Annotated in this window: 11 protein-coding genes and 1 tRNA gene; 2 read left to right on the top strand and 10 right to left on the bottom strand. The window is 57.5% G+C overall.

Annotated features, from left to right (window positions below):
• Positions 1-439: 439 nt before the first annotated feature.
• Both ACR652_RS02860 and ACR652_RS02855 read right to left on the bottom strand, forming a co-directional pair.
• Positions 440-1,801, bottom strand: a complete 1,362-nt coding sequence (locus ACR652_RS02860; protein WP_434505012.1) for a primase-helicase family protein — start codon at positions 1,799-1,801, stop codon at positions 440-442.
• Complete coding sequence (locus ACR652_RS02855; protein WP_434505011.1) at positions 1,798-2,454, bottom strand: hypothetical protein; 657 nt, start codon at positions 2,452-2,454, stop codon at positions 1,798-1,800. Before ACR652_RS02855 ends, ACR652_RS02860 begins: the two co-directional genes overlap by 4 nt.
• A gap of 347 nt (positions 2,455-2,801) precedes the next feature.
• On the opposite strand from ACR652_RS02855, the gene ACR652_RS02850 reads away from it, so the two are divergent.
• Positions 2,802-3,929: a DUF6602 domain-containing protein gene (locus ACR652_RS02850; protein ID WP_434505010.1), complete on the top strand. Its 1,128-nt coding sequence runs from the start codon at positions 2,802-2,804 to the stop codon at positions 3,927-3,929.
• 207 nt (positions 3,930-4,136) lie between these two features.
• Positions 4,137-4,709: a recombinase family protein gene (locus ACR652_RS02845; protein WP_434505009.1), complete on the top strand. Its 573-nt coding sequence runs from the start codon at positions 4,137-4,139 to the stop codon at positions 4,707-4,709.
• 102 nt (positions 4,710-4,811) lie between these two features.
• On the opposite strand, the gene ACR652_RS02840 is transcribed toward ACR652_RS02845, so the two are convergent.
• The 8 genes from ACR652_RS02840 to tkt form a co-directional block, all read right to left on the bottom strand.
• Positions 4,812-5,804: a metallophosphoesterase family protein gene (locus tag ACR652_RS02840; protein ID WP_434505008.1), complete on the bottom strand. Its 993-nt coding sequence runs from the start codon at positions 5,802-5,804 to the stop codon at positions 4,812-4,814.
• Between the two features lie 10 nt (positions 5,805-5,814).
• Complete coding sequence (locus ACR652_RS02835; RefSeq protein WP_434505007.1) at positions 5,815-6,666, bottom strand: hypothetical protein; 852 nt, start codon at positions 6,664-6,666, stop codon at positions 5,815-5,817.
• A gap of 3 nt (positions 6,667-6,669) precedes the next feature.
• Positions 6,670-7,329 carry a hypothetical protein gene (locus ACR652_RS02830; RefSeq protein ID WP_434505006.1) on the bottom strand — a complete coding sequence of 220 codons (660 nt, stop codon included), beginning with the start codon at positions 7,327-7,329 and terminating at the stop codon, positions 6,670-6,672.
• Positions 7,330-7,552: 223 nt separating this feature from the next.
• Positions 7,553-7,627 (bottom strand) — tRNA-Gln (locus ACR652_RS02825).
• A gap of 65 nt (positions 7,628-7,692) precedes the next feature.
• Complete coding sequence (rpe, locus tag ACR652_RS02820; RefSeq protein ID WP_434505005.1) at positions 7,693-8,373, bottom strand: ribulose-phosphate 3-epimerase; 681 nt, start codon at positions 8,371-8,373, stop codon at positions 7,693-7,695.
• A 145-nt stretch (positions 8,374-8,518) separates the two neighbouring features.
• Positions 8,519-9,601, bottom strand: coding sequence for a class II fructose-bisphosphate aldolase (gene fba / locus ACR652_RS02815; protein ID WP_434505004.1), 1,083 nt, complete (start codon positions 9,599-9,601; stop codon positions 8,519-8,521).
• A 181-nt stretch (positions 9,602-9,782) separates the two neighbouring features.
• Positions 9,783-10,124, bottom strand: a complete 342-nt coding sequence (locus ACR652_RS02810) for a hypothetical protein (protein WP_434505003.1) — start codon at positions 10,122-10,124, stop codon at positions 9,783-9,785.
• 97 nt (positions 10,125-10,221) lie between these two features.
• Positions 10,222-12,147, bottom strand: a complete 1,926-nt coding sequence (tkt, locus tag ACR652_RS02805; protein ID WP_434505013.1) for a transketolase — start codon at positions 12,145-12,147, stop codon at positions 10,222-10,224.
• Positions 12,148-12,150 lie beyond the last annotated feature (3 nt).

Raw genomic sequence — 12,150 nt, 5'->3', positions numbered from 1 at the left:
CTCCCTCCCGCCAACGGGAGCAGCATCGGTGAGTCGGCGCGCTACCCGGCCTTCCAGGGCATGCCCTGGAAGGCCGGGCGTCACGAAAACTGGGGAATTTTCAATCGGCACATTTGGGGAGTTTACGTCCGGCACTCACAGATGCACTCGACAACGGTGCTGCCGGCTACTCGCCTTGGACGATTGCCGAGGTTATCGGGCATTCGAAGGAGGACATGCCTCTTGGTATGACCATGGGCCGTTATGTGGGCGATACAACTTTAGCGGCCAAGAGGGCTTGTGTTGAAGCAGTGAAGTTACCTCTCGTAACAGAAACGGGCCGAGAACCCGAGTAGCTGTCCCTTCTTGGCCACTACCCGGGCGCTCGTTGACGCCCTGGTTTTCCGGCGGTTAGGCTTCATTGGCCGAGGTGCCCGCCGTAATCTTTGAACTCTTCCCCTTAGAACTCGGCGCCTTCTGCCGGTTCCATTGGTCCAACAGGTGCCGGCAAGATGTAGACCCGCACCCTCCTTTCGCCCGATCCACGCCGCCCTTGCGTGACCCCTGCCGCCTTCAATGCCATCCCAAGTTCCTTCGTGTTCTTTGCATGCTGCCCGTACCCCTCTCTCGTTAACTGTCGCACCAGTTCGTCTGAGGTGAACTCTTTCCCCAGCTCCTTCATAAGATGCCCGGTAGCGACCACATCGGCGATGTAATGCTTAAGTGGGCTGCCGCTGGCCTTGATGATTGCCTTCTTCGCCTCCGTCAGCGGCGGGGGAGCGAATGGCTTGAATTCTGAGATATCCCGCTGCATCAAGAACGTGTAAATGGCGTCCATTCCCTCGTTTGAATAGATGTAGGCGTTTAGACCCTCGTAGTAGCTAGGATCTTTCGGCTGCGCCGTACTGTTGAAAACGAAATACCGCCTGTCGCTTTCCTCAAGATCGATGGGGGCCTCGTGATTGGAGAACATCAACAATCTCGCAAAGTTCTGCACCTCCATCTGTGGTCCGTACTTGATGTTTACGCTGACCGTCGGTTCAGTTATGATCGGCTTCAGCTTGTTCGAAAGATCCCAGTTTCCGTACTCGTATATTTCGTCCACCTGGATAACCAGTTGTCCGACGAGCCATCCGTCGAACGAACTCTTTAAGTCCTTCGACTGCGCTACCCGGCTATTCCTCTCGCCAACAAGCCGTCGAATAATCGTTCCCAAAGTGGATTTTCCGACACCTTTCGCCTCGCTCGTGATCAGAATGGCGTGATTGACTCGTTCCTGCGGTCGTTGGAGAAGGTGAGCTAGGAAATTGAGGATGTGGTCAACGACCTGCTTATCTCCGTCAAAAAGGTACGAGAGATGATCGAGAAATAGGGTCGGTTCCTCTGCCGCTTCGGCAATTTGCCAGCTAGGAGCTCGCCAAAGGTTCAGCACAAGTCTACCTAGCCCATCCTTGCTCAACTCAGCCTGACCGGGGAGAAACTCCACGGCTTCAGCCATAACGAACCCGAAATCTAACTCCGGGTCGTCAAGGGCCGCTAGGATCTCCTCGAATCTCAGATACCATCGTTTCGTGCGTCCTCTCTTGTTTGTGTACAGAAAAGAGTGTGCGCTTCTTGAGATCCGGTTGAACGTGCCATCCCTCATCGGCGGAGCCTTCATGGGGTTTTGCCGATACACGACGCCATCGTGCTGAGCCGACCAGGCAAACTTTTCGACAAGTTCAAGCTGAATCCTCCGGACCTCTCTCTCGAACTCGGGACCGCCCTCATTCGGCAACGCAACTTTCGTAGGGAACCCCTCTGGTTTCACGAGCGCGTTCATTGGAAATCTATCTCCGTCAGCCCCTGTTTGAACTGCTCATCTCGGAACCGCTGGCGCTCCTGCGTCTGCCTTTCATTGCGCGCCATCCAGACGCCTATCTGTCCAAGGACAGAGATGAGCCATGCAGACAAGACGCCAGTAACTTTGGGGGGGAGTTCTGAGTAAACCGTTTTTGTTCGACCCGATTCACCGTCGCCCCAGACCTTGGCGTTGAGCCTGGTAAGCCCCCTCACTCGCCTGACCAATTGAAACCGGAACGCTCTGTCGGACTTGAACCGAAACGCCTCCTGTTCCCGCATTAGGTACATCGCAAGCACCGTTTCCACGACAAGTCGAGGTTCTACTGCCACTCCCAGCTTTTGAGCCTCTTGGGCAGCCCAGCGGTCAGTTCGGAACATTGTCGTCTTTTCGACCTGCTCAGCGTAACGAACCAAGGCAAGCCATCTTCCATCGGCAATCGTCCAGATCGTCAACTTCTCGTTTTTCTCGATCCTTCGTTGCACCATCGCGAGGTAGGGTCTTAAACCGGACTTGGTAATGCCCCTTTGGTCCGGCGCGCCATGCCGCCGGTTAGTTGCTTTGTGTTTTGTGCAATAAGGGCCGTGTCCACTCACAGGCGCGCTGCACCCCTGCACCTTGCATTGCTTTTTCATTGTTTTCCTTTCGTGATTTTCGCATCCGTCCCAGAAGAGACAGACGCGGTTTCGTACCAGACGAAAGAAAAACTAAGCAATTAGGAAAATAAAGCTAAGTACAAACTAACTCCCATAAAGTGACAAAAGTGCAACAGTTAGGAAGTAGCATCCATTGCTAAGTAGCCAACTAAGCGAATAATAACATGTTGTTCCTGGGGTAGATGATGTGGGTCTTCAACGAGGGCTGTGACCTAGGAGGGCCACGAGCGGCGTCGGCCCAAGAAGCTGGCCTTCAAATCTATCTGTAAAAAAAGTAGCCTGGGAGTATCGAGCTCAAAACATAGAAAAAGCCAGGAAGTCCTATCATGGTTACGAACAGGCGAAACAAGACGGACCTCAAGACGCCGGTTCCAGAGAAAATTGCGAAAAGTCTCGGCGAGCCCAAGGGGAAGGGACTCCTAATTAAAACCGACGGTGTCCACAGCGTTTATTATTTAGAAGATGATCTCTTTATAGGTGAACGGCTTTCTCAACGTCTTCGGTCCGAATTAGGCTGGTTTGAAAAACTCGTTCAGCATCGCCCTACGATAGGAACTTTTTATGAGGATGTGCTCCGAGCATTGTTGAACGAGCACTTGCCAACAAATTTGAAGGCGGGCACGGGCTTCATTTTCGATCCAGAAAAGGAAAATAACTCAAAGCAGCTAGATATTTTATTATATAAAGACTTTGAAAGCGCCCCTTTATATAGGCGTGGGGATTTTGTGGTCATCCAACCAAGGCTAGCGCATTCGCAATCGGAAGTAAAAAAACGGCTTCGGCTTCAAGATGTGAAAGATATTATACGAGCAACAACCGGCTCCTGGTTTGGCAGACATCCACTCGATCCCCCGCGCTGCAGCCGCCTCTGTGTATTTGCCTACTCTAGCTCTTCAAAAACATCAAGCGTGTTTGACACGATTGTGCAAGAGTTGCAGGCGTTCTTTTCCGATTACGTTAGTTTCACTGTTGGTGGCAACAAAGCACACATAGGAATATCTGGTCTTGTTTTGCCAAGCTTCCATTTTTTTGATCGATCTGACTACGTCACTACACGCGTTCGTAAACGTGAAAAGAGCAATCTTTTCGATGTCGTTGTTTCACAGTTCGAAGCTTCTGGTAAAGACGGCCTCAACGATTACCTTGATGAGATGCTTTGCTTGAGGCGAAACCTTGCAGACATTCAAGATCGTGACTTCAGGACGTATGGACTTCGCAATGTACTACGTGAGGAAACCCTCAACGAAGGAGTATTTTTGATCCAAAGAATATCAATGATTGAGATACTCCGCAGTTTTCCGAGAGACCGGAATGAGATCAGATCGTTTCAAATCAACGGTAGAATACCTTACGAGGTCGTGCTCCCCGCATCTTTAGAGCTGGCTTCATTTGAAGACTTTCGGGCCCTGACCAGGGAGAGGTCCGCGGAGTGGATTACCACGAGCAAGGCCTAGTATTTTGCAGTATCTTAGGGCAGGGAAAATGCCTCCAATTGGCTTTCTGCTCCGCCCCTAGTCCCAATAGTTACGTCGTTGTCTCATAAGGCCCTGCCCGTGTGAGTCATTGGCAAAGAGGCTTCTTTTGTCTCATAAGAATGGTGCTTGACATGGAATGTCGATATTCTCACAATGTTGGGCATCTTATGAGACAGGAGAGAGCTTATGCTTGTCGGATACGCCCGGACCAGCACCACGGAGCAAACGGCGGGTTTAGAGGCTCAGCGCCGGGATCTGCTGGCATGTGGGTGTGAGGAAGTCTTCGCCGAACAAGTGTCCTCCGTGCAGCGGCGCGAGGAGTTGGAGAAGGCGCTCAAGTTCGTGCGCAAGGGTGATATTCTGGTTGTAACGAAGCTAGACCGTCTAGCGCGTTCAGTAACCGATCTAGGAAAGCTCCTAGAGCGGATTGAGGGGAAGGGCGCTTCCCTGCGTATCCTTGGGATGAACCTCGATACCAATACGCCAACTGGACGCTTGCTGCTTAACCTTGTGGGTTCAATCGCTCAGTTCGAGCGAGAAATAATGCTAGAAAGGCAGCGTGAAGGAATAGCCAGGGCCAAGGAAGAGGGCAAATACAAAGGGAGGGCTAAGACGGCTCGGGCGAAGTCAGTAGATGTATTGGCGCTTTTCGATGCAGGCAGGGGAGCGTCAGAGATAGCCAACTCGATCGGTATTGGTAGGGCAAGCGTATACCGCATTTTAGCGGATGCAGGACGCTTAGCGAACAGAGCCGGGTAGTCCGGTCGGGGACCGGGGGGATTAGATACCAGTTCACTCAGCGATCTGAGGACGGATTTTTTCCTAAATTTTGAATGCCTTAAAGCTTCCGAGCGCCGTTGATTATACAGATGCCTCAAAGGCTTTTCGGGAAGAGTTCCAGCGAAAATCGCTCTTGTTAAGAATTCTCACATTGGTTTTTTCGACCTCAACGGTGATAGTATGCACCCAGTTTCCATGCGCCCTTTCCAAAAAAGCTGTTCCGGAACCAGCACAGATTATCTTAATGCCGCTCTCTTCGAATGTTCCACACCTATGGAGATGACCTGAAAAAATATGTTCCACACCACACTCTTTCGCTGCCGATATCACCGAGCTCCATCTGTTCAACCTGAGGGTAAACTCGGCAGGTTCGGTCGGAGGGAAATGACAAACCCAGACCACTCCATGACCTTTTTCGTGATGATCTTTTGTTTTTTCTACAAGTTCCTCAAGGGTATCTTCGCCAGCCATTCCTTGGCCCCACCTACTGAACCACGGCACCCCGATGCATTCGGACTCCGAGCGGAGGGAAAAATCGGCTGCTATAAACGCGAGATGGTCGTCTGCGTCGGAATGACGGAGGAGAGCAGTCTTGGTTCCACGTATCCCCGTGTCCCAATAGCGGCCAAAAATCGCATCGAAATGGTTGCCAGCGGGTACTCCCAAGTCGTTGGCATACCGGTCGTGATTACCGGGTAGTAAGAAAAGTGAAAGCCCCGCTCCTGCTAGCGTGGGCATCCTCTCTCCCGTTTGAAATGGAACCTGATGACTATGCTTGCCTTCAAAGTAAGCCAAGGCCGCTGAGAGGTCAGCAGGCACTCCTGTACGAGCGATATCGCCTGATACCAACAAAAGGTCGACATCCTCCTGGTTTTCGAAAATAAACCTTGCAAGCTTATGTGCTATATCGTCGTCGTGGCTAGTTGGCTTGTAGAAACTATCGGAAACCAAGCCGGGCACGCCTTTGTAGCCCTTTTCATGGGCGACAACTCGCAAGTAATCCCAGACATGTAGTCGTCCGGGATCCGAACCTATATGCAAATCCGAAATGTGAATGAACTTAAATGTGTCCATATGTACTTACTTAGGAAAATGAGACGGCTGCTCGGCGACCCTTTTTGGGCGTGTCTGGCTTGCTGCCTGCAAGAACCATCAGGATGTTAGGGGTCCGGAAAACAAGCTTGCCCCAGCCCCCCTCCACTTTGCCCCCGTTCAAAAGAAAGCTTACTAAGCCCTGGTGCAGAAAGCTTGATAGCGCATTGAATTTTTTGGGAGCCACAGGAATGCGGTCCCTTATTTCGAAGTCAACTTGGTCTAAGAATCCATCTGCCCGAGCGATAACATACTCTGTTTGGCCGGCGTATAGCTGTTCGTCAGCCAGCACACTAAGCATCCCTTCGAAGCGATCCTGCACATAATCGGTAACCTCTTTATCTGTTAGCCTCTCAGCGACTTTGGCCAGGGAGCTAGAGGTTGGTCCGGGGCGATGGAGAGCAGCCAGTTGCATACCTTCGCGAACAAGCTTCGCCACTGCAGGGTTTATGAGAGATTGATTGGTCCTTACTAGGGTGCTGCTGATTGTAGCAGCTGGATGGGTGAAGGCATCAACATGCACAAGATAAGCGTGCAAGTTTGGAATAGAGGTAAAAGTGTTTTCCTCACACAACGCTTGATAAAGACTGCTAATAAAAACGTTCTTAAGGTGCGAACTCGCAGTCGCCAGCCCCAGCAACGATCCGGCGCTTGCCTCTGTTCGAGCGACAAAACTTGTTTGCTTGCGAACGATCGGCGAGGAAGGCTCAAGGCGATGCTCGGTGATCGCTGACTCCTCCGCCAGCATGTTGTTTAAGACTCGGCGCACTTCCTCCGAGGCTCCGCCAACATCGTCGCAGTCACCAGTAAAGTCATAGCGTGAAAGAGCGATGCAATCAGACATAAATCACCGCCACGTGTAATCGGAAAATAGGGTGGACGCCTTGAGGGTCGCTATTTTCTTCTCGATAGCATCAACTGCATCCTTCAGCCGTTTGAGGTTCGCCTCATCGAGCTGGAAAACAATTGACTTCTCGCTGTCGGCGTTTTGATCTAGTGCGATCCTGAACTGTATCACCGGCACAAACCCGAGGATTTCCGTTTTCTCATCCGAAAACATTGGACGAACATCAACAAAAGACGAAAAGCCAATCGCATTATCAAGGACCCCCACCTTGAGGCGCTGAGCCTTTCGGTGGTTATCCAACGTGTCATTTTTTTCGAGAAGCGGAGCAAGCACTGCGACGATTTCGTCTGTTTTGTTGCTGTTTTCGCCTTCAGCAAAACCGTCTACAAGCGCCCTCAACTTTTGGTCGAATGGAACGTCTCCCGTCCGACTATGGATATGTGAGTAAAGATAGCCAATCGTACCGAGGACTATAGTGACCGTCTCACTGTCTGTGTTCAGTTGCTTGGCTAGGCGCGCACACCGCTCCTGATCGAAGTCAAGAGAGTCAGGACCTTGGACTTCACTCTTAAGCAGAGCAAGCTCAGAGCCGTTAAGTTCAAGGAAAAAACTAAAGGCGTCGTTGACAGTCGGCCGGTAAATCTGGCGCAGCGACGCCATCTTGCTCTCCTGGAATTGCGGATTATGGGCATCTTTACGCTACGTCGATAAGCGAATCAATTTATCAAGCACTCAGTGAATCACAGGATCGGCACCTTGGCACTGGTCGGAGGCGAGGGGCTTCTTTCGAATTTCTGAAATGGGGTACCCTCTGGTGTACCCACCCGCCCGCAGGCTTTTATAAGAGACTGTATTTTAAAGGAGTTTCCATGGATGGTCAGCCTGGCTGGGGCGGGAGGATTCGAACCTCCGTATGGCGGAATCAAAATCCGCTGCCTTACCACTTGGCGACGCCCCAAAGCGCCCGCTTTCCTTAAAGCCGCCGACGCGTCCCTGCAAGCCAGCGGGACGCTTTTCCCAAGGCTACACGCTCACGGCGCCGGCGCTCTCCGCGCCCTGCCTCAGCGCGGCGATATTGGCGGCGTATTGCGTTGCGCCGCCGCGAAAGGCCGCCGAGCCCGCCACCAGCGCGTCGGCGCCCGCCTCCACGACGGCCGCCGCCGTCTCCGGCGTCACCCCGCCGTCAACCTGAAGGCGGATGGGCCGCCGGCCGATCATCTCGCGAATGGCGCGGATCTTGTCGAGCTGGGAGGGGATAAAGCTCTGGCCGCCGAAACCGGGGTTGACGCTCATCACCAGCACGAGGTCGATGTCGTCGATCACATATTGCAACGCGCTCTCATGCGTCGCCGGATTGAGCGACACGCCCGCCTTCTTGCCGCGCGCGCGAATCGTCTGCAGCGAGCGATGCAGATGTGGGCCGGCCTCCGCGTGAACGGTGATCACGTCAGCGCCCGCGTCGGCGAAGGCGCCGATATAGGGGTCGACCGGCGTGATCATCAGATGCACGTCCAGCGGCAGCCGCGTATGCGGCCGAAGCGCCGCGACGACGCCGGGGCCGAAGGTGATGTTCGGCACGAAATGGCCGTCCATCACGTCGAGATGGATCCAGTCCGCGCCCGCGGCCTCCATGGCGCGCGTTTCCTCTCCCAGACGCGCGAAATCCGCGGAGAGGATGGACGGGGCGATGATGACGTCGGGCATGGCTTTCTCGGGGAGGTTCGGGAAGAAGCCTCGCCCCCTCCCGGTCCCTCCCCCTTTTCACGGGAGAGGGAACGCTCGTGATCAGCGCTCCCGGCGTCCTCCGGGCGCGGTTTCCTCGCCCGCGCGAAGCGGGTTGGGGGAGGGGCTACTCCGCCGCCTTCTTCGACGCGAACTGCGGGTCGAGGGCGCCGCTGGCGTAGCGCTTGGCCATTTCCGCCATGGGGATCGGCTTGATCTTCGAGGCCTGCCCCGCCGTGCCGAATTCCTCGTAGCGCTGGCGACAGACCTTCACCATCGCCTCCTGCGCCGGCTTCAGATATTTGCGCGGATCGAACTCGCCCTTGTTCTTGCCGAGCGTCGCGCGGATCGCCGCCGTCATGGCGATGCGGCAGTCCGTGTCGATGTTGATCTTGCGCACGCCGAATTTGATGCCGCGCTGAATCTCCTCGACCGGCACGCCCCAGGTCTGGGGCATCTCGCCGCCCGCCGCGTTGAAGGCGTCCTGGAGCTCCTGCGGCACCGAGGACGAGCCGTGCATCACGAGATGCGTGTTCGGCAGGCGCTTGTGAATCTGCTCGATCACATTCATCGCGAGAATGGCGCCGTCGGGCTTGCGGGAAAATTTATAGGCGCCGTGCGACGTGCCCATCGCAATGGCGAGCGCGTCGACCTTGGTGCGCGCGACGAAGTCCTCGGCCTGGGCGGGATCGGTGAGAAGCTGGTCGTGGCTGAGCTTGCCCTCGGCGCCGTGGCCGTCTTCCTTCTCGCCCTCGCCGGTTTCGAGCGAGCCCAGCACGCCCAGTTCGCCCTCGACCGAAGCGCCGACCCAATGGGCGAGATCGACCACGCGGCGGGTCACGTCGACGTTGTATTGATAATCGGCGGGGGTCTTGCCGTCGGCCTTGAGCGAGCCGTCCATCATCACCGAGGAGAAGCCGAAGCGGATGGCGCTGGCGCAGGTGGCTTCGCTGTTGCCATGGTCCTGATGCATCACGATCGGAATGTCGGGATACATGGCGATGAGCGCCTCGATCATCTTGGCGAGCATGATGTCGTTGGCGTAGCTGCGCGCCCCGCGCGAGGCCTGGATGATCACCGGCGCGTCGACCGCGGACGCCGCCTCGAGCACGGCGAGGCCCTGCTCCATGTTGTTGATGTTGAAGGCGGGCACGCCATAGTCGTGCTCGGCGGCGTGATCGAGAAGCTGGCGCAGGGTGACGAGGGCCATTGGGACGATTCTCCCTTTCAGAGGCGGTTGCCGTTTCGGATAGCGGGACCTTGCGCGGTTATCTACATCGGACAGGGGTCAAGGGCCAGTGGCGGGAACTCGCCCGGACTTGCCGGCTATGTTCGAAGGGCTAGCCAACCTTGCCCGGGGCCGAACCCGGCGGGCTCAAAAAAGGGTTCGCTCAATGCGTTTCGGACGCGAGGCCCACATGCCGCTCGACGCGGCTCAGACGCTCTTCCAGTTCGCTCAGCAGCACGCCATGCCCAACGGCGGAAGAATGAGACTCGACCACCGCGCAGCGCAGGCCCACGATCTGGTCCGAGAGCCGCCTTTCCTGTTCCGAGAGCCGCTTGTCGAGGTCCATCATGTCGGAGGCGACATCGGCTCTGAGCGACCGCATTTCCGCGCGCAGCTCGGCTTTGGCGTCGGCGATGTCGGCCCGGAGCTCAGTTCCGAGCGCGTCCATTTTCCGATCGAGCTTGCGCAGCAGCGCCAGCGTCAGATTTTCGGGCTCGTCGCTCAATGCAGCGTCCATTGGTCTCGGCGCGCCCCGGCGGGAGGCGCGGCCTGAGCATCATAGCAGCTCCGCGCCCCTGCGACTCCATTGCGACGTCTCCGCTTTACCGCGCGGCGAGCAGTCCCGTCGCCGCCTCGGCCACGGCCTCGGCGGTGATGCCGAAATGCTTGTAGAGCTGCGCCGCCGGCGCGCTGGCGCCGAAGCCCGACATGCCGATGAAGGCGCTGTTGTCGCCGAGCCAGCGATCCCAGCCGAGCCGCACCGCCGCCTCGACGCCGACGCGCGGCCCCGTTCCCAGCACTTGAGCGCGATAGCTCGCCGGCTGCGCCTCAAAGAGCTCCCAGCAGGGCATGGAGACGACCGCCGCCTTGACGCCCTTCGCGGCGAGCAGATCGGCGCCGGCAAGGGCGATCTCGACCTCGGAGCCGGTGGCGAGGATCGTCACGTCACGGCCGCCCGCCGGCTCGCGCAGGACATAGGCGCCTTTCGCCGAGAGATTCTCGTGAACCGGACGCTCCAGCGTCGGCAGATTCTGGCGCGACAGCGAGAGCATGGAAGGGGTCGCCGTCTGCGCCAGCGCCAGCTCCCAGCACTCGGCGGTCTCGATGGCGTCGGCCGGACGGAAGACGAGCAGATTGGGCAGGGCGCGCAGCGAGGCGAGATGCTCGACCGGCTGATGCGTCGGGCCGTCTTCGCCCAGACCGATGGAGTCGTGGGTGAGGACATAGACAACGCGCAGGCCCATGAGCGCCGAAAGGCGGATTGCGCCGCGCGCATAGTCTGAGAAGACAAGGAAGGTGCCGCCATAGGGCGTGAAGCCGCCATGGAGCGCAATGCCGTTCATCGCCGCAGCCATGCCGAATTCGCGCACGCCGTAATGGATGTAGCGCCCGGAGAAGTCGCCCGGCCGCACCGAGCCCATGCCCTTGGTGATGGTGAAATTGGAATGCGTGAGGTCGGCCGAACCGCCGATGGTCGCCCCCGTCGCCTCATTGATGACGCCAAGCGTCATTTCGGAGGATTTGCGGGTGGCGACCTTCGGCTTTTCGGCGGCGAGCTTCACCCGGAAGTCCGCCAGCGGCCCGGCGACTTCCGCCGCGACGTCGCCCTTCATGAAGGTGTCGAAGGCGCGCGCCTTGGGGGAGGCGGCGCGGCGCTTCTCCCAGGCCTCGCGGGCGCCGGCGCCGCGACGACCGGCGGCGCGCCAGGCGGCGAGAATTGCTTCCGGCACCTCGAAGGGCGTGTGCGGCCAGCCGAGGGCCTCGCGGGCGGCGGCGATCTCGGCTTCGCCGAGCGGCGCGCCATGCACGGATTCCTTGCCCTGCTTGCCGGGCGCGCCATAGCCGATCACCGTGCGGCAGGCGATCATGGAGGGGCGCGGATCGGCCTTGGCGTTCGCGATGGCGGCGGCGACGGCTTCCGGATCATGGCCGTCGACGCGCTGCGTGTGCCAGCCGGCGGCGGCGAAGCGCGCGCATTGATCCATGGAGGTTGAGAGGTCGGTCGGACCGTCGATGGAGATGGAATTGTCATCCCACATCACGATCAGGCGCGAGAGCTTCAGATGGCCGGCAAGGTCGATCGCCTCGTGGCTCAGGCCCTCCATCAGGCAGCCGTCGCCGGCGATCACATAGGTGTTGTGATCGATAAGATCGTCGCCGAAGCGCGCGGCCGTGAGGCGCTCCGCGATGGCCATGCCGACGGCGGTCGCGAGACCCTGGCCCAGCGGCCCCGTCGTCGTCTCGACGCCAGGCGCATGGCCATATTCCGGATGACCGGCGGTCGGCGCGCCGAACTGGCGGAAGTTTTCCAGATCGGCGCGGCTCATGCCCGGATAGCCGAGCAGATAATGCAGCGCATAGAGCAGCATGGAGCCGTGACCGGCCGAGAGCACGAAGCGGTCGCGGTCCGGCCAGCTGGGCTCGGCCGCGTCGAATTTCATGAAGCGCTGGAACAGCACGGTCGCGACGTCGGCCATGCCCATCGGCATGCCCGGATGGCCGGATTTGGCCTTTTCCACGGCGTCCATGGC

Source organism: Methylocystis sp. (genome assembly GCF_051061225.1).
GTDB lineage: Bacteria > Pseudomonadota > Alphaproteobacteria > Rhizobiales > Beijerinckiaceae > Methylocystis.
Note: the sequence above shows the minus strand (reverse complement) of the source record. Positions and strands in the feature narration are given on the sequence as shown.

Coding starts and splice junctions, on each gene's coding strand:
- ACR652_RS02860 (WP_434505012.1), bottom strand. CDS start 1,801: ATGAACGCGCTCGTGAAACCAGAGGGGTTCCCTACGAAAGTTGCGTTG.
- ACR652_RS02855 (WP_434505011.1), bottom strand. CDS start 2,454: ATGAAAAAGCAATGCAAGGTGCAGGGGTGCAGCGCGCCTGTGAGTGGA.
- ACR652_RS02850 (WP_434505010.1), top strand. CDS start 2,802: ATGGTTACGAACAGGCGAAACAAGACGGACCTCAAGACGCCGGTTCCA.
- ACR652_RS02845 (WP_434505009.1), top strand. CDS start 4,137: ATGCTTGTCGGATACGCCCGGACCAGCACCACGGAGCAAACGGCGGGT.
- ACR652_RS02840 (WP_434505008.1), bottom strand. CDS start 5,804: ATGGACACATTTAAGTTCATTCACATTTCGGATTTGCATATAGGTTCG.
- ACR652_RS02835 (WP_434505007.1), bottom strand. CDS start 6,666: ATGTCTGATTGCATCGCTCTTTCACGCTATGACTTTACTGGTGACTGC.
- ACR652_RS02830 (WP_434505006.1), bottom strand. CDS start 7,329: ATGGCGTCGCTGCGCCAGATTTACCGGCCGACTGTCAACGACGCCTTT.
- rpe (WP_434505005.1), bottom strand. CDS start 8,373: ATGCCCGACGTCATCATCGCCCCGTCCATCCTCTCCGCGGATTTCGCG.
- fba (WP_434505004.1), bottom strand. CDS start 9,601: ATGGCCCTCGTCACCCTGCGCCAGCTTCTCGATCACGCCGCCGAGCAC.
- tkt (WP_434505013.1), bottom strand. CDS start 12,147: ATGGACGCCGTGGAAAAGGCCAAATCCGGCCATCCGGGCATGCCGATG.